General features: G+C 54.7%; 18 protein-coding genes. 12 read left to right on the top strand and 6 right to left on the bottom strand.

Annotated elements, in window-relative coordinates:
- Nucleotides 1-12 precede the first annotated feature (12 nt).
- Both OOJ59_RS15325 and ypfH read left to right on the top strand, forming a co-directional pair.
- The gene (locus OOJ59_RS15325; protein ID WP_160956104.1) at nt 13-2,028 is read left to right on the top strand and encodes a tRNA(Met) cytidine acetyltransferase TmcA; all 2,016 of its coding nucleotides are present in this window, start codon (nt 13-15) and stop codon (nt 2,026-2,028) included.
- Between the two features lie 73 nt (nt 2,029-2,101).
- Nucleotides 2,102-2,800 carry an esterase gene (gene ypfH, locus OOJ59_RS15320; protein WP_150345292.1) on the top strand — a complete coding sequence of 233 codons (699 nt, stop codon included), beginning with the start codon at nt 2,102-2,104 and terminating at the stop codon, nt 2,798-2,800.
- 103 nt (nt 2,801-2,903) lie between these two features.
- Here ypfH and OOJ59_RS15315 read toward each other — a convergent pair whose 3' ends face one another.
- The 3 genes from OOJ59_RS15315 to OOJ59_RS15305 are packed head-to-tail and all read right to left on the bottom strand — an operon-like array spanning nt 2,904 to nt 4,619.
- On the bottom strand, nt 2,904-3,104 hold the full coding sequence (locus OOJ59_RS15315; protein ID WP_003037974.1) for a membrane protein: 201 nt from the start codon (nt 3,102-3,104) through the stop codon (nt 2,904-2,906).
- A 27-nt stretch (nt 3,105-3,131) separates the two neighbouring features.
- On the bottom strand, nt 3,132-4,259 hold the full coding sequence (dapE, locus tag OOJ59_RS15310; protein ID WP_038642554.1) for a succinyl-diaminopimelate desuccinylase: 1,128 nt from the start codon (nt 4,257-4,259) through the stop codon (nt 3,132-3,134).
- A gap of 3 nt (nt 4,260-4,262) precedes the next feature.
- Nucleotides 4,263-4,619, bottom strand: a complete 357-nt coding sequence (locus OOJ59_RS15305; protein WP_069324475.1) for an ArsC family reductase — start codon at nt 4,617-4,619, stop codon at nt 4,263-4,265.
- Between the two features lie 387 nt (nt 4,620-5,006).
- Between OOJ59_RS15305 and ypfM the strand changes: the two genes are divergently transcribed.
- On the top strand, nt 5,007-5,066 hold the full coding sequence (gene ypfM / locus OOJ59_RS15300) for a protein YpfM (protein ID WP_001386977.1): 60 nt from the start codon (nt 5,007-5,009) through the stop codon (nt 5,064-5,066).
- 75 nt (nt 5,067-5,141) lie between these two features.
- On the opposite strand, the gene acrD is transcribed toward ypfM, so the two are convergent.
- Both acrD and narQ read right to left on the bottom strand, forming a co-directional pair.
- The gene (acrD, locus tag OOJ59_RS15295) at nt 5,142-8,255 is read right to left on the bottom strand and encodes a multidrug efflux RND transporter permease AcrD (protein ID WP_069324476.1); all 3,114 of its coding nucleotides are present in this window, start codon (nt 8,253-8,255) and stop codon (nt 5,142-5,144) included.
- Between the two features lie 184 nt (nt 8,256-8,439).
- Nucleotides 8,440-10,137, bottom strand: coding sequence for a nitrate/nitrite two-component system sensor histidine kinase NarQ (gene narQ, locus OOJ59_RS15290; RefSeq protein WP_160956103.1), 1,698 nt, complete (start codon nt 10,135-10,137; stop codon nt 8,440-8,442).
- A 263-nt stretch (nt 10,138-10,400) separates the two neighbouring features.
- Here narQ and aegA point away from each other — a divergent pair, with 263 nt between their 5' ends.
- The 3 genes from aegA (at nt 10,401) to OOJ59_RS15275 (ending at nt 14,190) form a co-directional block, all read left to right on the top strand.
- The gene (gene aegA, locus OOJ59_RS15285; RefSeq protein WP_085049249.1) at nt 10,401-12,380 is read left to right on the top strand and encodes a formate-dependent uric acid utilization protein AegA; all 1,980 of its coding nucleotides are present in this window, start codon (nt 10,401-10,403) and stop codon (nt 12,378-12,380) included.
- 67 nt (nt 12,381-12,447) lie between these two features.
- A complete protein-coding gene (gene nudK / locus OOJ59_RS15280) occupies nt 12,448-13,023 on the top strand; it encodes a GDP-mannose pyrophosphatase NudK (protein WP_006683526.1) in 576 nt (191 codons plus the stop codon).
- A 123-nt stretch (nt 13,024-13,146) separates the two neighbouring features.
- Nucleotides 13,147-14,190, top strand: coding sequence for a DUF1176 domain-containing protein (locus OOJ59_RS15275; RefSeq protein WP_038642544.1), 1,044 nt, complete (start codon nt 13,147-13,149; stop codon nt 14,188-14,190).
- Here OOJ59_RS15275 and tkt read toward each other — a convergent pair.
- Nucleotides 14,180-16,174, bottom strand: a complete 1,995-nt coding sequence (tkt, locus tag OOJ59_RS15270) for a transketolase (protein WP_069324480.1) — start codon at nt 16,172-16,174, stop codon at nt 14,180-14,182. The genes OOJ59_RS15275 and tkt overlap by 11 nt on opposite strands.
- 279 nt (nt 16,175-16,453) lie before the next feature.
- Here tkt and maeB point away from each other — a divergent pair, with 279 nt between their 5' ends.
- The 6 genes from maeB to pta all read left to right on the top strand — a co-directional run bounded on the left by maeB (nt 16,454) and on the right by pta (nt 22,228).
- Entirely contained in the window at nt 16,454-18,733 is a 2,280-nt protein-coding gene (gene maeB / locus OOJ59_RS15265; RefSeq protein ID WP_038642540.1) for an NADP-dependent oxaloacetate-decarboxylating malate dehydrogenase, read from the top strand.
- A 159-nt stretch (nt 18,734-18,892) separates the two neighbouring features.
- Nucleotides 18,893-19,228, top strand: coding sequence for an ethanolamine utilization microcompartment protein EutS (eutS, locus tag OOJ59_RS15260; protein WP_003037995.1), 336 nt, complete (start codon nt 18,893-18,895; stop codon nt 19,226-19,228).
- A gap of 12 nt (nt 19,229-19,240) precedes the next feature.
- Nucleotides 19,241-19,720 carry an ethanolamine utilization acetate kinase EutP gene (gene eutP, locus OOJ59_RS15255; protein ID WP_003037998.1) on the top strand — a complete coding sequence of 160 codons (480 nt, stop codon included), beginning with the start codon at nt 19,241-19,243 and terminating at the stop codon, nt 19,718-19,720.
- Nucleotides 19,698-20,402, top strand: coding sequence for an ethanolamine utilization acetate kinase EutQ (eutQ, locus tag OOJ59_RS15250; protein WP_038642538.1), 705 nt, complete (start codon nt 19,698-19,700; stop codon nt 20,400-20,402). The genes eutP and eutQ overlap by 23 nt, the downstream gene beginning before the upstream one ends.
- 9 nt (nt 20,403-20,411) lie before the next feature.
- Nucleotides 20,412-21,215 (top strand): ethanolamine utilization cob(I)yrinic acid a,c-diamide adenosyltransferase EutT, encoded by an 804-nt coding sequence (eutT, locus tag OOJ59_RS15245; RefSeq protein WP_160956102.1) that lies wholly within the window; start codon nt 20,412-20,414, stop codon nt 21,213-21,215.
- Nucleotides 21,212-22,228 (top strand): phosphate acetyltransferase, encoded by a 1,017-nt coding sequence (gene pta / locus OOJ59_RS15240; protein ID WP_160956101.1) that lies wholly within the window; start codon nt 21,212-21,214, stop codon nt 22,226-22,228. Before eutT ends, pta begins: the two co-directional genes overlap by 4 nt.
- Nucleotides 22,229-22,268: the final 40 nt, after the last annotated feature.

The raw sequence follows: 22,268 nt of genomic DNA, 5'->3' as shown, positions 1-22,268 counted from the left end.
ACAGAGGCAGGGATGTCTGATAACACGGCGCTGAGGGCGTTAACTGAACAGATGACCCGCGAAGGCATCCGCCGTCTGCTGGTTATCAGCGGCGAGAATAGCTGGCGTCAGGCGCAAGCTTTAGCGCTACGCAACGCGTTACCCGGTGACTGGCTATGGGTAGGGGCGCAAGCCCCTGCTGAGCCGAACTGTACGCCGCAGGCGCTGCAAACATTACTAGGGCGCGAATTCCATCATGCAGTTTTTGACGCCGGGCCGGGATTTGACGCTGCGGCGTTTGCCGCCTTAAGCGGCACGCTGATCGCCGGCAGTTGGCTGGTGTTGCTGACTCCCCCCTGGCATAGCTGGCACACGCATCCTGACGCGGATTCACTGCGCTGGAGTGACTGCGCTGACCCGATTCCAACGCCGCATTTTGTTGAACACGTCAAACGGGTCATTTCCCGTGATGGACAGGCGTTGCACTGGCAGCAGCATCAGCCTGCTACATATCCCCACTTTGCTGCTCGCGCCGACTGGCACGCGGCAACCGGTGAACCTCAGCCTGAACAGGCGCTGATTTTATCGCAGTTACTGACTATGCCTTCTGGCGTGGTTGCCGTGACGGCCGCGCGTGGTCGGGGAAAATCCGCGCTGGCGGGGCAACTGATTGCACGTATCAACGGGACTGCAATTGTTACCGCGCCTGCCAAAGCGGCAACCGATGTGCTGGCGCAATTTGCCGCAGAACGTTACCGCTTTATGGCCCCGGACGCGTTGTTAAGCAGTTCTGCAACCGCAGACTGGCTTATCGTTGATGAAGCCGCCGCAATCCCCGCGCCGCTACTGCATCAGTTAGTCGCGCGTTTTCCCCGCACGCTATTAACCACCACCGTTCAGGGCTATGAGGGAACCGGCAGAGGCTTCTTGTTGAAGTTCTGCGCCCGCTTTCCCCATCTTCGACGTTTTGAGTTACAACAGCCCGTACGCTGGGCGCTGGGATGTCCGCTGGAGAAAATCGTCAGCGATGCGCTGCTGTTTGACGACGAAACGTTTACGCATGCCCCGTCGGGCGATCTCCATTTCAGTGCATTTGAACAACAATCCTGGTATGACAACCCGGCGCTGCCGGTAGCGGTATATCAACTGCTTTCCGGGGCGCACTATCGCACTTCGCCACTGGATCTGCGGCGAATGATGGACGCGCCTGGCCAGCATTTCCTTCAGGCATCGTGTGCAGACTCGGTGGCGGGCGCCGTCTGGTTGGTGGATGAAGGGGGACTGTCTGCGGAATTAAGCCAGGCCGTTTGGGCAGGATATCGCCGACCACGAGGAAATCTGGTTGCACAGTCACTGGCGGCGCACGGCGGTGATCCGTTGGCGGCAACGCTCATTGGACGGCGGGTAAGCCGAATTGCGGTTCATCCTGCTCGCCAGCGAGAAGGTATCGGGCAGCAGTTGATTATGCAGGCCCGGCGTTACTCCACGCAGTGTGACTATCTGTCCGTCAGTTTTGGGTATACGGTCGAACTCTGGCGTTTCTGGCAGCGCTGTGGTTTTGCTCTGGTGCGAATGGGCAATCACCGCGAAGCCAGCAGCGGGTGCTATACCGCCATGGCGTTACTGCCTATTAGCGAAGCGGGAAAACGCCTCGCCGGGCGCGAACACCAGCGTCTGCGGCGCGATGCGGAGATCCTTACGCAGTGGAACGGTGAGGGCATTCCGCTGGACCCGTTGAAAGAGTCTACGCTTAATGAGGATGACTGGAATGATCTGGCCGGATTTGCCTTCGCCCATCGGCCATTACTAACGTCGCTTGGCTGTCTGACTCGTCTGCTTCAGCACAGCGAGTTACCTCTCCCGGCCTTGCGGGGCCGCTTACAGGCTAAACGCAGCGATGCCGAATTGTGCCAGCAGTTGAAGATCCCCGGGCGTAAAGCACTGCTGGTCGTTCAGCGGGCCGAGGCGGCGCAGGCGTTAAAGCAGCTGGATGCTGAACGTATACAGCGGCTACAAAATCGCATTATGCAATGGCAAAATTTTCACTAACTTCTTCAATTTACTGACATGGTCATTGCGGTTAAGCGGCGTAGAATGATTCTCATCAGTTAAGGAGATCGCCATGAAACATGACCATTTTGTTGTTCAAAGTCCTGATAAACCCGCTCAACAGCTACTGCTGCTGTTTCATGGCGTCGGCGATAACCCGGTTGCCATGGGCGAAATCGGCTCCTGGTTTGCACCGCTGTTTCCGGATGCGCTCATCGTCAGCATTGGCGGGGCTGAGCCTTATGGTTCTCCTTCCGGACGTCAGTGGTTTTCGGTTCAGGGCGTAACGGAGGAGAACCGGCAGGCGCGTGTTGACGCCATTATGCCGGTCTTTATTGAAACCGTGCGCTACTGGCAAAAACACAGCGGCGTTTCACCGCAGGCTACCGCGCTGATTGGTTTTTCTCAGGGGGCGATTATGTCGCTTGAGAGTATTAAAGCCGAGCCGGGGCTGGCATCGCGGGTCATCGCCTTCAATGGTCGCTACGCCACCTTACCAGAGATTGCAACCACGGCTACGACGGTACATTTGATTCACGGCGGTGAAGACCGGGTGATTGAGTTATCTCACGCCGTTGCTGCGCAGGAAGCGTTAATTCGCGCCGGTGGAGATGTGACGCTGGATATCGTCGAAAATCTGGGGCACGCCATTGATGAACACAGCATGCAGTTTGCGCTCGATCATCTGCGTTTTACCGTACCGAAACACTACTTTGATGAAGCGCTGAGCGGTGGTAAGCCTCACGATGATGATGTGATTGAGATGATCTGATTGATCACAGTAGGCCGGACAAAACGCGAAGCGTTGCCATCCGGCACTTAATACCCGGTAGCGCTAATGCTTACCGGGCCTACGGAACTTATCGGCCTGGAAATTATTTCTTCGGTTGATCCTTGTTTGGCCAATCGTCGTCGTCGTCCCACTTATCGTTAAAGTCACGATGCGGGGGAAGCTCCGGCTTATTGGCGAGATATTTCTTAGGGTCGACACGCTTGAGATCTTTAATCACGTTCAGCAATACGCCTACCAGAAACACCAACACTAAAATCCACCAGTATTTTGCCAGCCAGTCCATGCTCATTTCCTCTTACAGGAACACTCATCAGGCGACGAGTTGCTCCATGATACGTTGATACATACGGGCCAGCAGTTGCAGGTCGGCGGCATTAACGCATTCATTAATTTTATGAATGGTCGCATTGACCGGCCCAAGCTCTACTACCTGTGCCCCCATGCGGGCAATAAAACGCCCGTCGGATGTCCCGCCTGTAGTCAGTAACTGCGGTTTAATTTCATTATAGTGCTCAATGGCGTTCACTACTGCATCCACCAGTTTACCGCGTGCGGTCAGGAACGGCTGACCGGAGAGCCACCAGTCGACGGTATAACGCAGTTGGTGTTTATCCAGCAGTTCCAGCACCCTGGCTTTAATCATTTCATCGGTTAATTCGGTGCTGAAACGGAAGTTGAACTGAATAAAGAGCTCACCCGGGATAACATTGTTGCTGCCGGTTCCTGCCTGAATATTGGCAATCTGCATGCTGGTCGCCGGGAAGAACTCGTTACCCTGATCCCACTCGATCGCCACCAGTTCATTGAGCATAGGCGCTGCGCGGTGTACCGGGTTATCAGCCAGATGCGGGTAGGCTACGTGCCCCTGCACGCCGTGAATGGTCAGGTTGCAGGTCAGTGAACCACGACGACCATTTTTCACCACGTCGCCAACGATTTCCGTGCTGGACGGCTCGCCAACCAGACAATAATCGAGGCGTTCGTTCCGCGCCATGAGCGCTTCAACCACCTTCACGGTGCCATTTTTGGCGCTGGCCTCTTCGTCAGAGGTTATCAGGAATGCCAGGCGGCCCTGATGATTAGGATGTTGGGCGACAAAGCGTTCTGCGGCCACGACCATCGCCGCCAGTGAACCTTTCATATCGGCAGCGCCACGCCCAAACAACATGCCATCGCGAATGGTCGGTTCAAACGGCGGATTAATCCAGCGATCGACATCGCCGGCAGGCACTACGTCAGTGTGACCGGCAAACGCCAGGGTCTCACCTTTACCGCGCCATGCCCAAAAATTCTGCGTGTCACCAAAATCCATTCGCTCAACGGTAAAACCTACCGCGCGCAGGCGTTCAATCATTAACGCCTGGCACCCGGCATCATCCGGGCTCAGAGAAGGACGGCGAATAAGCTGCTGAGTCAGCTCAATAACCGGGCACGACATAGATTACACCTCATTAAAAAACTGCGTATAACTGGAATCACTGAAACCAAGCAGCATAGGCTTACCCGGCGCGCAGAGCAATGGGCGTTTGATAATTGCAGGCATTTCAATCATCAACGCGGCGGCGGCGTCCGCAGTAGTGATTTGGCTACGCGTGGCTTCATCCAGTTTTCGCCAGGTGGTTCCACGCGTATTGAGCAGCGGCTCCCAACCTAATTCGCTGATAAAGGACTGTAATAGCGTGTTGTCCAGGCCGTCGACGCGATAATCATGGAAGCGGTAGTCGATCCCTCGTTCTTCTAACCAGCGTCTGGCTTTTTTAATCGTATCGCAATTCTTAATGCCGTAGAGAGTAATCATCTGAATCCTTATTGATGGAATTTGAATATTTATGCCTATGTTTTGTGAACATGAATAATACATATTGTCATTCAGGCGTTATAGAGAAATATAACATTGTTGAACAAGGGTGAATAATGATTCCTGAAAGTTCCAAAACTATCGTATAAATGAAAATAAGAATTTGCCTGTTTGCATCAGCCTGTTTTTCCATCAGAATTGTCAAAGTAGTAGATGATGTATGAATATTTCAAAATGTTGCAGTAAGTCACATAAAATTTATGGGTTTAGCGCATAGTGATCACATATACCCAAACACGGGAGGATGTAATCACAACCATCGGTTAAATGATCTTCTTTTGATGATGATGATTTCGTAGAATGCTCATAATAATAAGAGAGGTTGTTATGATTGAACGTGAACTGGGGAACTGGAAAGACTTTATCGAAGTCATGCTTCGTAAATAATTTTCTGGAAGAAATTCATATCCTGCAAAGGATAAAAAAAGGCGACTCAACGTAAGTCGCCTTTTTTGTGTCCGATTATTCTGGGCGTGGCTTCAATGGGAAGCGTCGACGGACCAGCACAAAGAACAGGGGAACGAAGTAAATTGCCAGGATTGTGGCTGAAATCATCCCGCCCATTACACCGGTCCCCACCGCATGTTGACCGCCGGAACCTGCGCCATTGCTGATGGCCATCGGCAACACCCCAAAGATGAACGCCAGCGACGTCATCAGAATCGGGCGTAAGCGCTGGCGACAGGCATGCAGCGTGGCATCAAGCAGATCGTGTCCTTTCTCGTTCATCTCATTGGCGAATTCAACAATCAATATCGCGTTCTTCGCTGAGAGTCCGATAACGGTTAATAACCCGACCTGGAAATACACATCGTTTTCCAGACCGCGCATCCAGGTGGCCAGCAGCGCGCCAATAACCCCCAGCGGCACGACCAGCATGACGGAGAAGGGCACCGACCAGCTTTCGTACAGCGCCGCCAGACACAGGAACACCACCAGCAGAGAGATGGCGTACAGGGCGGGGGCCTGAGAACCCGACAGTCGTTCCTGATAAGACATCGCCGTCCATTCCAGGCCAAATCCGGTCGGCAATTGACGGACCAGCGACTCCATCACGTCCATCGCCGTACCGGTACTGACGCCGGGCGCGGCTTCACCGACAATCTCGACGGCAGAATAGCCGTTATAACGCTCCAGACGCGGTGAGCCGGTTTCCCAACGCGAGGTGGCAAAGGCCGAAAAAGGCACCATGCCGCCGCTATTATTGCGGACGTACCACAGGTTGATATCGTCCGGGAGCATGCGGTATTTTGCCGCCGCCTGGACGTAGACTTTCTTTACGCGGCCGCGGTCCATAAAGTCGTTAACGTAGCTGGAGCCCCAGGCCGTTTGCAATGTGTCGTTGATGTCGTCAATGGACACGCCCAGCGCCTGGGCTTTGCGCTGATCGATATCAATTTGCAATTGTGGACTGTCGTCGAGTCCGTTATGACGAACGCGGGTGAGGGACGCGTCTTTCCCGGCCAGCTCAATCAGCTTGTCGCGTGCGGCCATTAACGCGTCATGGCCCGCGCCGGCGTGATCCTGCAGTTCCATATCAAAACCAGCCGAACTTCCGAGGCCGCTAATGGCTGGAGGGCTGCTGGCGAAGACGCGAGCCTCTTTAATCTTATTAAACGCTTTGGTCGCGCGTTCGATGATGGCGAAGGAGGTCCCGGTGGTGGTGTCACGCTCATCCCAGTCTTTTAAACGCACGAACATACGCGCCACGTTTTGTCCGTTCCCGCCGGGGCCGGATCCTACCGTGGAAAAGACCGACATGATGTTGTCTTTTTCGTGGGTGAAGTAATACTTCTCTACTTCCTCTACCACTTTCAACGTTTGTTGTTGGGTGGAGCCGCTGGGGAGCTGTATCGAGGTGGTAAACATTCCGCGGTCTTCCAGCGGCAGGAAGGAAGTCGGCAGACGCAGGAACAGGAAGACCATACCGCCGAGCAGCAGAACGTAGATCAGGATCCAGCGCAGGCTGCGATGCAGGATCCGGGCAACGCCTTTTTCGTAGCGTTCGGCATTGCGGTTAAACATGCGGTTAAACCAACCGAAGAAACCGGTCTGCCCGTGTTGTTCGCCTTTATGCAGCGGTTTAAGCAGCGTGGCGCACAGCGCAGGGGTGAGGATCATCGCCACCAGAACGGACAGCACCATCGCGGAAACAATGGTAATCGAGAACTGGCGATAAATAGCCCCGGTAGTGCCGCCGAAGAAGGCCATTGGGATAAACACCGCCGACAGTACCATGGCGATACCGACCAGCGCGCCCTGGATTTGTCCCATCGATTTTCGCGTGGCTTCACGCGGTGAGAGGCCCTCCTCACTCATAATACGCTCGACGTTTTCCACTACCACAATGGCGTCATCCACCAGCAGGCCGATCGCCAGCACCATCGCAAACATGGTTAACGTGTTCACGCTATAGCCAAAGGCGTAGAGCACGGAGAAGGTACCCATCAGCACGACGGGAACGGCGATAGTGGGAATCAGCGTGGCGCGGAAATTTTGCAGGAACAGGTACATGACCAAAAATACCAGCGCGATCGCTTCCAGCAGCGTTTTTACCACGTCGATGATTGAGGCTTTTACGAAGGAGGTGGTTTCATACGCCACCTTATATTCCAGCCCGTGCGGAAAATATTGCGACAGCTCGTTCAGGCGGTTAATAACCAGCGTTGCCGTTGCCATTTCATTGGCGCCGGAGGCCAGCTTCACGCCCAGACCGGAGGCGGGATTACCGTTAAAGCGGCTGAGATAATCATACTTTTCAGCCCCCATTTCGACCGTCGCCACGTCGCCCAGTTTAACTTCCGAACCATCCTGGTTAACGCGCAGAGTAATATCGCGGAATTGATCCGGAGTCTGCAGCAGCGACTGGGCATTAATCGTCGCATTCAGCGCCTGTTTGTCTACTGAAGGCGTGCCGCCAAGTTGCCCGACGGCAATCTGCGCATTCTGTGACTCGATAGCGTCGGTCACATCTTTGGCGGTCATCTGGAAGCTGTTAAGTTTGGCCGGGTCGAGCCAGATACGCATGGAGTATTGTGAACCGTAGGCGTCGATATCCCCCACGCCGTTTATACGACTGAGCGGGTCCTGAATATTACTCGCCACATAATCGGCGATGTCCTGCTTATCCATGGAGCCATCGGTAGAGACGAAGGCGATGGTCAGAATATTGGTATCCCCGGTTTTGCGTACCGTGACCCCTTGATCCTGTACCGCCTGCGGCAGCTTACGCATTGCCGATTGCAGTTGGTTTTGCACCTGCTGTACGGCTTCATCAGGATCGGTCCCGGCGACAAAACTCAGCGTAACCGTCGCCTGGCCTGTCCCGCTGCTCTGTGATGACATATACATCAGATTATCGAGACCGGTCATATTCTGCTCGATGACCTGGGTCACGGTGTTTTCCAGCGTTTGTGCAGATGCACCAGGATAGTTGGCGGTTACCCGCACGTTGGGCGGGGCCAGATCGGGATATTGCTCAACGGGTAGCGAAAAAATAGCCAGGGCTCCTGTCAGACACAACAGGATAGCTAACACCCAGGCAAAAATGGGGCGATCGATGAAAAAATTCGCCATTAAAAGGGGACCTCGTGTTTCTGCGTATCGTTATGGGTATGACTTGCTTCACTTTAGCGGCAAGGTACGGGGCAAACGTGGAGAAAAAAAGAAGATAATGTAAATTATCATGCCCGTTTACAGCATACCTTTTGTGCCAGCGCCGTCAGACCTGGATCCAGACCCGACGGCGCTTTGCGGTTCTTTACGTTAGCTTACTGTCGGATTCAGCCGAACGAAAACTGATGCTTACCAGCGTTCCCCCGCCGGAGGGCTGCGAGAAGGTCAACGTGCCGCTCAGTCTTTCCGCTCGTTCACGCATAATATTTAATCCATAGTGCCCGGTAGGCTCATGCGGTTCGCCAATGCCGATGCCGTTATCGCGAATATAAACCGTATGATTGCCATCCGGCGCGGTGACGCAACTGACGGCAATTTCGGTTGCGTTAGCATGCTTAATTGCGTTCAGCACCGCTTCACGAACAATCTGCAGCAGATGCACCTGCATTTGCGCATCCAGCGCCAGCGTAGGCAACCGGCAATCGAGCACCAGTTTAGCTGAGGTCTGATTTTGCAGCGTTTCCAGCATTTCATGCAGGGCGGAGGGTAAATCGGCCTGCTGTAAGGTCAGACGGAAGGTGGTCAGCAGCTCGCGCAGTTGACGATAGGCATCATTCAGCGCCTGAGAGAAATCCGCCATAATACTTTGCGCCGGAGCGTTATCCTCTGGAATCGAGCGCTTCAGCAGCGTGAGCTGAATGCGTAGATAAGAGAGCACCTGCGCCAGCGAGTCGTGCAGTTCGCGTGCAATGGTCGCGCGCTCTTCCATTAACAACAGCTGCTGAAAATGTTTTTGCGCCTGGTTGAAGTACAACCCGCGTCCCAGCATAGAAGATACGCTGTTGAGCAGCGGGGTCGAGGCATTGACGTTTGGACTTTGCCAGTGTAGTTCGCCATAGACGGTTTCCTGCATCGTGACCGGCAGGATTTGCATTGGCAGCTCGGGGCTTTTGCTCCCTTCACTAATCCGCCAGTTATCACCGACGGTAAGCTCCAGGAAATACGCGGCGTCATGTTCGCGGACAATCTGTAAAATATGGCGGAAGCAGTACACATCAATCTGACTGGTATTCAGCGCCTGAGAGCACTGATACAGCACCTCCAGACGGCGATTGGCTTCGTGGAGATCGTGGGTTTTCTCTGCGACCGAGGCTTCCAGTGAACGGTACAGCTTGTGTAATTCACTCGACATCTGGCTAAAGGTCTTGCCCAGCAGCCCCAGTTCGTTGGGTAAACCGGTATCCAGCGGTGGGATATCAAACTGACCGTGTTCAATATGCTGGCTGGCCATTACCAGCTTATTTAGCGGCCGCACCACCTGCTGGCGAATGCGCCGCAGGGTAAAGAAGACGAGCGTGAATATGCCAATCCCGCCTGCCAGCGAAATACCAAAAACCAGCATCACTTTGCGTTCGGCGTAATGTTGCAACGCCAGCACGAAGAGATCGATTTGATCGACATAGTTATTGATATTGGCCTGGTACCATTTTAAATCGCCATCGATAAGACGGACGTTCATTTCCAGCCAGTTTGCATGCAGTCGTCCATAGCGACTTTTCACCGCTTGCGGTACATACCACGCATTCAGATTTTGTAATGCCGACGAGTTTAGCGCCTGCTGGAAAAGTTGGCGGTGGGCGTTGAGCTGCGGGCTTTGGCTTTGCAGATCGTAACCCAGACGGTAGCTTTGCATGCGCAATGAGCCAGCAACGTTGATGGCTTCAGCATCCCGCAAGCTGCTGGTCAGCGTGAGCAACGCAATACCCGTTGAGAGAATCGACAACAGCACGATGTAGAAAAAAGCCTTGGCCAGGCTGGCCGAGACCGGACGCTTTACCGTCACTTGTGCATCCTCACACAATACACGTCGCGCCTTGATACAGCCCGAACGATACGGTGTATTTGATAAATGTTAATAAAACGCCATGAAACTGGATGGTAACTGAAACACAATTTCATATGCGATGAAATAAATTGATCTGCCACAGGTTCTGGATAAATAGTTGTGCTTCCTGGGCAAATGAACATTGCCGCTTCCTTCCGTGTCGGTTAATAACAACAGTCATATAAAGAATAAGGTTTTTGCAACCAAAAAAGAAGGAAGCCATGAATCGTTTTATTATGGTCAATAGCCAGCAGTGCCTGGGTTGCCATGCCTGTGAGGTCGCTTGCGTCATGGCCCACAATGGCGAGCAGCATGTCCTGAGCCCGCGGCATTTTCAGCCCCGAATTACCGTCATAAAGCATCAGCAACAGCGCAGTGCGGTGACCTGCCACCACTGTGAAGACGCCCCCTGCGCCAGAAGTTGCCCAAACGGGGCAATCAGCCATGATAACGACAGCGTGCAGGTGAACCCGCAAAAGTGTATTGGCTGCAAATCGTGCGTCGTGGCCTGTCCCTTTGGCACGATGCAGATCGTACTCACTCCCGTGGCTAAAGGAAAGGTGAAAGCGACTGCGCATAAATGCGATTTGTGCCAGGGGCGTGAAGAAGGCCCCGCCTGCGTGGAAAACTGTCCGGCACAGGCGTTACAGCTGGTGACGGAAAACGCGCTTACCGGCCTGTCAAAAGCGCGCAGACTGCGTACAGCCAGTCTGGAGAGTCAGCCCTGGCACAGTAGCGCTACCGATTTTGTTCAGGATGCCATCACCAAACGTGAGCAAATGCAGGCGACGCCTGCGCGTGGTGAGCCAGATAAGCTGGCGATTGAAGCCCGAAAAACCAGCTTTGAAGAGATCTATCTGCCGTTTCGCACGGCGCAGGCGGAACGGGAAGCATCCCGCTGTCTGAAATGCGGCGACCACAGTATTTGCGAATGGACCTGCCCACTGCATAACCATATTCCGCAGTGGATAGAACTGGTCAAAGCCGGGAACATCGACGCGGCGGTTGAGCTTTCTCATCAGACCAACTGCCTGCCGGAAGTGACCGGGCGCGTGTGTCCCCAGGACCGGCTCTGCGAAGGGGCATGCACGGTGCGTAACGAGCATGGCGCGGTGACTATCGGTAATATTGAGCGTTATATTTCTGACCGGGCGCTGAGCAAAGGTTGGCGACCGGACTTAAGCCACGTACAGAAAGTGGATAGGCGCGTCGCGATTATCGGCGCGGGTCCGGCAGGCCTGGCCTGTGCGGATGTGTTAGCGCGAAACGGCGTTAGCGCCACCGTATACGATCGCCATCCTGAAATCGGCGGTTTGCTGACGTTTGGCATACCGGCCTTCAAGCTGGACAAAACGCTGCTGGCGCGTCGCCGTGAAATCTTCAGCGCCATGGGCATTCATTTCGAACTTAACTGTGAAGTGGGTAGGGATGTGGCGCTGGCGACGCTGCTGGAAGAGTACGATGCCGTATTTGTGGGCGTGGGGACCTATCGTTCCATGAAGGCGGACCTGCCGAATGAAGACGCGCCGGGCGTTTATGATGCGCTGCCGTTCCTGATTGCCAACACCAAACAGGTGATGGGGCTGGATGAACTGCCTGAAGAACCGTTTATCGATACCGCCGGGCTGAACGTTGTGGTGCTGGGCGGAGGCGATACGGCGATGGACTGCGTGCGTACCGCGCTGCGTCACGGGGCAAGCCAGGTTACCTGCGCCTATCGTCGTGATGAAGCCAACATGCCGGGTTCGAAAAAAGAGGTGAAAAACGCGCGCGAAGAGGGGGCGAACTTTGAGTTTAACGTCCAGCCGGTTGAGCTGGTGTTGAATGCCGATGGACGAGTCAGCGGCGTGCGTTTCTTACGTACCCAGCTTGGCGAGCCGGACGCGAATGGGCGTCGACGCCCGGTGCCGATCGCCGGGAGTGAGTTTGTTATGCCCGCAGACGCGGTGATCATGGCGTTTGGTTTCCACCCGCACGGTATGCCGTGGCTGGAGGCGCATGGCGTTAAGGTCGATAACTGGGGACGCATTGCCGCCAACGTTGAGAGCGCGTACCGTTATCAAACCAGTAACCCGAAAATCTTTGCCGGCGGAGATGCGGTACGCGGTGCGGACCTGGTGGTCACGGCGATGGCTGAAGGGCGGCATGCTGCCCAAGGGATCGTCGACTGGCTGGGCGTAAAATCAGTCAAATCTCACTAGCCGAAGGTCAAGACAAACCCGGTTTCACGGCGTAGTATTATTTCTCACTTCTCGCCGTGGAGCCGGTATGTCGCAAAAAATTACCCTCATCAAAGATAAAGTCCTTTCTGATAACTACTTCATCCTGCGCAATATTACCTATGATCTGACCCGAAGTAACGGTGAGGTGATTCGTCACAAGCGCGAGGTTTACGATCGCGGCAACGGCGCCACAATTCTGCTGTATAACGCGGAGAAGAAAACCGTGGTTCTCATCCGTCAGTTCCGCGTCGCGACCTGGGTCAACGGTAACGAAGACGGCCAACTGATTGAAACCTGCGCCGGACTACTGGATAACGACGAACCAGAAGCGTGTATTCGTAAAGAGGCGATTGAAGAGACCGGCTATGAAGTGGGGGAAGTGCGTAAACTGTTCGAACTCTACATGTCGCCGGGCGGCGTGACGGAGCTGATCCATTTCTTTATCGCGCAATACAGCGACAGTCAGCGGGCAAATGCAGGCGGCGGTGTTGAAGATGAAGATATTGAGGTTCTGGAGTTGCCGTTCACGCAGGCGCTGGAAATGATTAAAACGGGTGAGATCCGTGACGGCAAAACGGTGCTGTTGTTGAACTACCTGCAGTCGTCGCACCTTATGGATTAACCCTGAGTATTAATATTTCTTTACAAATAGACGGCCAATCCGACGATTCTTATTGAGCCACATCAGTCGCGCAAGGAAGATACCGCTTAGGCTGTGTGTTTTAATTCCGGGGTTGTACCGTCCATGCGCTATCGCGTCATTTTCATTTTTCTGCTCGGGCTGATTCCCGTCCGTTTGCTGTGGGCCGCGCCCGCGCAGCAGGCGTTTTCTGACTGGCAGGTGACGTGTAATAACCAGAATTTTTGCGTGGCGCGCAATACCGGAGAACATCACGGCCTGGTCATGACCCTCAGCCGCAGCGCCGGGGCGCACACCGATGCGGTGTTGCGTATTGAACTGGGAGGGCTGGAGCCTTCCCATGCTAAAGAGAGCGAAATTGCGCCGCGCCTGTTGCTGGATGGCGCACCGCTTTCGCTTAGCGGTGAGCACTGGCGTATTACGCCCTGGCAACTGATGACCGATGATCCGGTCACTATTAGCGCATTTTTACAAACCGTACAGGACGCGAAGGCAATAACCCTGCAAAAAGGCGCGCAAAATCTTTCACTGATCGGATTAAAAGCCGCATTACTGTTTATCGACGCCCAGCAAAAACGCGTGGGGAGCGAAACCGCCTGGATCGAAAAAGGTGATGAGCCGCCGCTCAGCGTACCGCCAGCCCCGGCCCTGAAAGGTGTGGCTGTCATTAACCCAACGCCAACGCCCTTAACGCAACAAGAGCGCAGTGAGCTGCTCGATTATGGTAACTGGCGCATCAATGGTATTCGCTGCTCGATCGATCCACTGCGTCGCGAGATGCGCGTCACGGCCCTGACGGATGACAAAGCGCTACTGATGATCGGCTGTGAAGCCGGGGCGTATAACACCATCGATCTGGCGTGGATTGTTTCACGCGCAAAACCGTTAACCTCCAGTGCCGTCCGTTTGAGTCTGCCATTTAAAACGGATGCCGAAAGTCGGGATATGGAACTGACCAACGCCACGTTTGACGAGAAGTCGCGGGAACTGGTCACCCTCGCCAAAGGACGAGGGTTGGCTGATTGCGGTATCCAGACGCGCTGGCGCTATGACGGACAGCGGTTTCGCCTGGCGCGTTATGCTCAGGAACCAAGTTGCGATAACTGGCATGGGCCAGATGCCTGGCCCACATTGTGGATCACGCGTTAAGCACTTTATGCGCTTTGGCGACGATGTTATCTACCGTAAAGCCGAAGAACGGGAACAATTTATCTGCCGGAGCTGATTCTCCATAACCGGTCATGCCGACAATTGCCCCCTTTAGACCGACATATTTGTACCAGTAATCGGCAATGCCTGCTTCCACCGCCACCCGGGCGCTGACGTTTGCCGGTAAGACTGATTCCCGGTACGCCTCATCCTGAGCGTCAAAAATATCGGTCGAGGGCAGAGAAACCACACGCACGTTACGACCCTCACCGGTCAGTTTTTCCGCCGCCAGCAGCGTAATTTCCATTTCTGAACCGGTAGCAATCAAAATAACATCCGGTTTACCGCCGCTGTCCTTCAGCACATATCCCCCGCGGGCAATCTGCTGCACCTGTTCAGGTGTACGCTCAACCTGCGCCAGATTTTGTCTGGAGAGGATTAGCGCCGTTGGCCCGTCATGGCGTTCGACCGCCAGCTTCCAGCCTACTGCCGCCTCAACCTGATCGCATGGTCGCCAGGTGCTGAAATTAGGCGTCAGACGCAGGCTGGCGAGCTGTTCGACGGCCTGGTGCGTAGGACCATCCTCCCCCAGACCAATCGAGTCGTGGGTATAAACCATGATTTGTCTGGCCTTCATCAACGCCGCCATGCGCGCGGCATTACGGGCATATTCGACAAACATCAGGAACGTGGCGGTGTACGGCACAAAGCCACCGTGATGGGCGATACCGTTGGCAATCGCGGTCATACCAAACTCCCGCACGCCATAGTGGATGTAATTTCCGGCTGGATCCTCTTTAAGCGACGTAGATCCTTTCCAAATGGTCAGGTTGCTCGGCGCCAGATCCGCTGAGCCGCCAAGCAGTTCAGGCAGTATCGGACCGTAGGCGTTCAGGGTATTTTGCGAGGCCTTACGGGTGGCGATTTTGGCCGGATTAGCCTGTAAGTCGGTAATGTACTTCTGGGTCGTCTCTTCCCACTGTTCCGGTAGCCCGCCGCTCATTCGACGGGTAAATTCAGCCGCCAGCTGCGGGTGTGCTTGTTGATACGCCGCGAATTTCTCGTTCCAGGCCTGTTGCGCTTTCTCACCTTTTTCCCGTGCATCCCACGCCCGGTAAATCTCTTTGGGGATCTCAAAAGCAGGATGGTGCCACCCCAGCTTCTGTCGGGTTAGCGCCACTTCTTCTTCGCCCAGCGCGGCGCCGTGCGCTTCTTCTTTCCCGGCTTTATTCGGTGAGCCAAAACCAATCACCGTGCGGCAGATAATCAGCGATGGCTTATCGGTAACAGCCTGCGCTTCCTGAATCGCTTTTTTCACCGCCTCAGGATCATGACCGTCAATCTCATGCACCACATGCCAGTGATAGGCCTCAAAGCGTTTCGCGGTATCGTCGGTAAACCAGCCGTCGGTTTCGCCATCGATCGAGATGCCGTTGTGATCGTAGAAGCCAATCAGTTTGCCCAGTCCCAGGGTTCCCGCCAGGGAACAAACCTCGTGGGAAATCCCTTCCATCAGGCAGCCGTCGCCCATAAACACCCAGGTATAGTGGTTAACAATCTCATGATTCGGCTGGTTAAATTGCGCCGCCAGCGTGCGTTCGGCAATCGCCAGGCCAACCGCGTTGGCTAAACCCTGACCCAGCGGGCCGGTGGTGGTTTCCACGCCCGGCGTGTAGCCGATTTCCGGGTGCCCTGGCGTCTTCGAATGCAGTTGGCGGAAGTTCTTCAACTCCTCTAACGGCAAATCGTAGCCGGAAAGATGCAGCAGACTGTAAAGCAGCATTGAAGCGTGACCATTGGACAGAATAAACCGGTCACGATCGTACCAGGTGGGATCGGTCGGGTTATGGCGGAGGAAATCATTCCACAGTACTTCGGCGATATCGGCCATTCCCATTGGTGCGCCGGGGTGGCCTGAGTTAGCTTTTTGTACGGCATCCATACTTAGCGCACGAATGGCATTGGCAAGCTCTTTACGGGTCATAGGAAATACTCCTTGAAAAGTAAAGCGTTAGATGCGTGTGTTAATTCACACTTTTGGGAAAATTGCGGGCTGCACACGCAAAAAGCATAGCAGACAAGCATGGCATTGCTGGATTAAGCAGGTAACATGGCTGTTATAAGTTGATAACAAATTCTTTCTTTGAATGGCGAGAGTTTGGGGACCTTCAAAGTTTGGGCCGCTGACTGAGGTGATAATGTGCGGCTCGTAGCATGGTTACCCGCGCCACTTTTTTGATCGACACGTGAAAGGAACAACAAGATGGATGACCAGTTAAAACAAAGCGCCCTCGATTTCCACGAATTTCCAGTACCAGGTAAAATTCAGGTTTCTCCGACCAAGCCTCTTGCAACACAGCGTGATCTTGCTCTGGCCTACTCGCCAGGCGTTGCAGCGCCGTGTCTGGAAATTGAAAAGGACCCGCTGGCGGCCTACAAATACACCGCGCGCGGCAACCTGGTTGCGGTTATCTCCAACGGTACTGCGGTGCTGGGCCTGGGCAATATCGGCGCACTGGCTGGCAAACCGGTGATGGAAGGAAAAGGCGTTCTGTTTAAGAAATTCGCCGGGATTGACGTGTTCGACATCGAAGTGGATGAGCTTGATCCGGATAAATTTATCAATGTCGTGGCGGCCCTTGAGCCAACGTTTGGCGGCATCAACCTCGAAGACATCAAAGCGCCGGAATGCTTCTACATTGAGCAAAAACTGCGCGAGCGTATGAATATACCGGTATTCCATGATGATCAGCACGGCACGGCGATCATCAGCACCGCCGCAATTCTTAACGGTCTGCGGGTGGTAGAGAAAAATATCTCTGACGTACGCATGGTGGTGTCCGGCGCAGGTGCGGCGGCGATTGCCTGTATGAACCTGCTGGTGGCGCTGGGGATGCAGAAACACAATATAGTGGTCTGCGACTCCAAAGGCGTGATTTACAAAGACCGCGAACCGAACATGGCGGAAACCAAAGCGGCTTACGCGGTAGTGGATGACGGTAAACGTACGCTGGATGACGTGATTGACGGTGCAGACATTTTCCTCGGCTGCTCCGGTCCCAAAGTGCTGACCCAGGAAATGGTCAAGAAGATGGCGCGTGCGCCGATGATCCTGGCACTTGCCAACCCGGAACCGGAAATCCTGCCGCCGCTGGCAAAAGAGGTGCGCTCGGACGCTATCATTTGTACCGGTCGTTCCGACTATCCGAACCAGGTTAACAACGTTCTCTGCTTCCCGTTCATCTTCCGTGGCGCGCTGGACGTCGGCGCTACCGCCATCAACGAAGAGATGAAACTGGCCGCGGTACACGCCATTGCTGAGCTGGCGCACGCCGAGCAGAGCGAAGTGGTGGCCTCCGCCTATGGCGACCAGGACCTGAGCTTTGGCCCGGAATACATCATCCCTAAACCGTTCGACCCGCGTCTGATTGTTAAAATCGCCCCGGCGGTAGCAAAAGCGGCGATGGACTCCGGTGTGGCAACGCGTCCGATTGCTGACTTTGATGCTTATATCGATAAGCTGACCGAATTTGTCTACAAAACCAACCTGTTCATGAAGCCGATTTTCTCCCAGGCACGTAAAGCGCCGAAGCGTGTGGTGCTGACGGAAGGGGAAGAGGCGCGTGTGCTGCATGCGACTCAGGAGCTGATCACCTTAGGTCTGGCGAAGCCGATCCTGATTGGTCGTCCGAGTGTGATCGAAATGCGTATCCAGAAACTGGGACTGCAGATCAAAGCCGGCGTCGATTTTGAAATCGTTAACAATGAGTCCGATCCGCGCTTTAAAGAGTACTGGAACGAGTACTACCAGATCATGAAGCGCCGTGGTATTACCCAGGAGCAGGCGCAGCGTGCGGTGATTGCCAACACTACGGTTATCGGCGCGATCATGGTGCAGCGCGGTGAAGCCGATGCGATGATCTGCGGTACGATTGGTGACTATCATGAGCACTTCAGCGTGGTGAAAGAGGTGTTTGGTCACCGTGATGGCGTGCATACGGCCGGGGCGATGAACGCACTGCTGCTGCCAAGCGGTAACACCTTTATCGCCGACACCTACGTCAACGATGACCCAACGCCGGAGCAACTGGCTGAAATCGCCGTGATGGCGGCAGAAACCGTGCGTCGCTTTGGTATCGAACCGAAGGTGGCATTACTGTCACATTCCAACTTTGGCTCATCAAATTGTCCGTCTGCCAGCAAAATGCGTGAAGCACTGGCGCTGATTAAGGCGCGTGCGCCAGAATTGATGATTGACGGTGAAATGCACGGTGATGCCGCGCTGGTGGAAAGTATCCGTAACGACCGTATGCCGGATAGCCCACTGAAAGGCTCAGCCAATATTCTGGTGATGCCGAATATGGAGGCTGCTCGTATTAGTTACAACTTACTACGTGTTTCCAGCTCCGAAGGCGTAACGGTCGGCCCAGTGTTGATGGGGGTAGCGAAACCGGTGCACGTATTAACGCAGATCGCCTCTGTTCGTCGTATCGTTAATATGGTGGCGCTGGCCGTTGTAGAAGCTCAAACACAGCCGCTGTAATTTCACTTTAATTATTTCTGGCGCGGGTATCTCCCGCGCCTTTTTATTTTCCTTTTCTTAGTGATCCACTTCACCTTTTAAACCTGGTTGCCGAATTTTGTTATTTACTCTGACAAAAAATTGCCACGATGAGGGCAGTTTCAGCGGAGGCGGTGAGCAATGGAAAAAGAACGCATCATTCAGGAATTTGTGCCGGGGAAACAGGTCACGCTGGCGCATCTCATTGCGCACCCTGGCGAAGAGCTGGCGAAAAAGATCGGCGTTCCCGAGGCGGGCGCCATCGGCATTATGACGCTGACGCCAGGCGAAACCGCGATGATTGCCGGTGACTTAGCCATGAAGGCGGCGGATGTACATATCGGCTTTCTCGATAGATTCAGCGGGGCACTGGTGATTTATGGCTCGGTAGGCGCGGTAGAAGAAGCGCTATTACAGACGGTGAGCGGTCTGGGTCGGTTATTAAATTTCACGTTGTGCAACCTGACAAAAAGTTAATCAGAGGCGGCGATGAAACGTATTGCGTTTGTCGGTACGGTGGGCGCGGGGAAAACAACGCTCTTTAATGCGCTACAGGGGAATTATTCCCTCGCCAGAAAAACACAGGCCGTTGAGTTTAATGAAAATGGCGATATCGATACGCCGGGAGAATATTTTAGCCATCCGCGCTGGTACCACGCCTTAATTACCACGCTGCAGGATGTCGATACGTTGATTTATATACACGCGGCAAATGATAAAGAAAGTCGCTTACCTGCCGGGCTGTTGGATATCGGCGCCAGTAAACGACAAATCGCCGTTATCAGCAAAACGGACATGCCGGATGCCGACGTCGCCGCAACGCGACAACTACTTCGCGGGATGGGGTTTCAGGAGCCGATTTTCGAGCTCAATAGCCATGACCCGCGCAGCGTGCAGCACCTGGTGGATTATCTGACTGAGCTCAGCCAAAAGGAGGAAAGGGCAGGTGAAAAAACTCATCACAGCTAACGATATTCGTGCGGCCCACGCACGCGGCGAACAGGAAATGTCGGTTGTTCTGCGCGCCAGCATCATCACCCCGGAGGCACGCGAAGTGGCGGAGCTGCTGGGCGTCACTATCCGTGAATGCGACGAATCCGCGCCAACTGCCGCCGCTGCTGCACCGGCTGCGGGGGATGATGGCAAAACGGAGAGCCAGCGCATTCGTGAAACCATCATTGCGCAATTGCCCGAAGGGCAATTTACCGAAAGCCTGGTCGCGCAGCTGATGGATAAAGTCATGAAGGAGAAACAGTCGCTGGAGCAGGGCGGAATGCAGCCGAGCTTTAAATCGGTCACCGGCAAAGGCGGCGTCAAAGTCATCGACGGTAGCAGCGTGAAGTTTGGGCGTTTTGACGGCGCGCAACCGCACTGCGTTGGCTTAACCGACCTGGTGACCGACCAGGACGGTAGCAGCATGGCCGCTGGGTTCATGCAGTGGGATAACGCCTTTTTCCCATGGACGCTGAACTACGACGAAATCGACATGATTCTGGAAGGCGAGCTGCACGTTCGTCACGAAGGCGAAACCATGATTGCTAAAGCCGGGGACGTCATGTTTATCCCGAAAGGCTCCAGCATTGAATTTGGTACGCCATCGACGGTGAAGTTTCTGTATGTGGCCTGGCCTGCGAACTGGCAGTCCTGCTAAGGCGGATGTATGAAGGATTTCATTACCGAAGCATGGCTCAGAGCGAATCATACGCTCAGCGAAGGGGCTGAAATTCATCTCCCCGCTGATGCTCGCCTGACGCCGTCTGCCCGGGAATTACTGGAAAGCCGACATCTGCGCATTAAGTTTATCGACGAGCAGGGCAGCCTGTTTATTGATGACGAAGAACAGCAGCCGCAGCCGGTGCATGGTTTAACCAGCAGCGCTACCCATCCCCAGGCCAGTTGCGAACTGTGTCATCAACCGGTGGCGAAGAAACCAGACACGCTGACGCATCTGACGGCAGACAAGATGGTAGCCAAAAGCGATCCGCGTCTGGGATTTCGCGCCGCGCTGGACAGCACCATCGCCCTGGCTGTGTGGTTGCAGATCGAGCTGGCGGAACCGTGGCAGCCGTGGCTGGCGGATATTCGCTCACGTCTGGGCAATATTATGCGCGCCGATGCTATGGACGAGCCGCTGGCCGCACAAGCTATCGTCGGTATGAGCGACGAAGATTTACACCGGCTTTCACATCATCCGCTGCGCTATCTGGATCACGATCATCTGGTGCCTGAGGCCAGCCACGGACGTGATTGCGCGTTGCTGAATCTGCTGCGTACCAAAGTCCGTGAAACGGAGACGGTGGCGGCTCAGGTCTTCATCACCCGCAGTTTTGACGTTATGCGACCGGACATCATGCAGGCGCTTAACCGCCTTTCCAGTACAGTCTACGTGATGATGATTCTGAGCGTGGCGAAGCATCCGCTGACTGTTAGCCAAATTCAACAGCGACTGGGGGAGAAGCCATGATCATTGAACGTGCTCGTCAACTCGCCCAACGCTCACCTGCCCGGGTGGTGTTCCCGGATGCGCTGGATGTCCGGGTGCTGAAAGCGGCGAATTATCTGCATCAGCACGGTCTGGCGCGCCCCATTCTCGTCGCCAGTCCATTTGCCTTGCGCCAGTTTGCTCTCAGCCATCGGGTGGCGATGGATGGTATCCAGGTTATCGATCCGCAAAGCAATCTGGCAATGCGTGAAGAGTTTGCGCTGCGCTGGCTGGCCCGCGCGGGAGATAAAACGCCAGCCGATGCGCTGGAAAAACTCAATGACCCATTAATGTTCGCCGCCGCAATGGTTAGCGCGGGGAAAGCGGATGTCTGTATTGCCGGCAATCTTTCGTCGACGGCAAACGTGCTGCGCGCCGGGTTACGCATTATTGGGCTACAGCCTGGCTGTAAAACGCTGTCGTCAATTTTCCTGATGCTGCCGCAGTATCTCGGACCGTCATTAGGCTTTGCCGATTGCAGCGTCGTACCCCAGCCCACCGCCGCACAGCTGGCGGATATTGCGATTGCCAGCGCGCAGACCTGGCAGGCAATTACGGGGGAAGAAGCGCGCGTGGCCATGCTGTCGTTTTCAAGTAATGGTAGTGCCCGCCACCCTAACGTCGCTAACGTGCAGCAGGCCACGGAGATCGTTCGTGAACGTGCGCCGCAGCTTATGGTGGATGGCGAACTGCAATTTGATGCCGCCTTTGTTCCGGATGTCGCCGCGCAAAAAGCGCCTGCAAGTCCGTTAAAGGGCAATGCCAATGTGATGGTCTTCCCGTCGCTTGAAGCAGGCAATATTGGTTACAAAATCGCCCAGCGTTTGGGAGGGTATCGTGCAGTCGGGCCACTGATCCAGGGGCTTGCCGCACCGCTTCATGACCTCTCTCGCGGCTGTAGCGTACAGGAAATTATCGAACTGGCGTTGGTGGCAGCAGTGCCGCGCCAGACTGACGTGAGTCGTGAAAACGCCTCGCACACACTGGTTGTATAAGGTCCCGTTCTGGACCCCTTTGACTTAAGAGGAAAGCATA

This window comes from Citrobacter sp. W9 (genome assembly GCF_026719375.1).
Classification (GTDB): Bacteria; Pseudomonadota; Gammaproteobacteria; order Enterobacterales; family Enterobacteriaceae; genus Citrobacter; species Citrobacter werkmanii.
The sequence above is the reverse complement of the archived record's forward strand: the minus strand, read 5'-3'. Positions and strand labels throughout refer to the sequence as shown.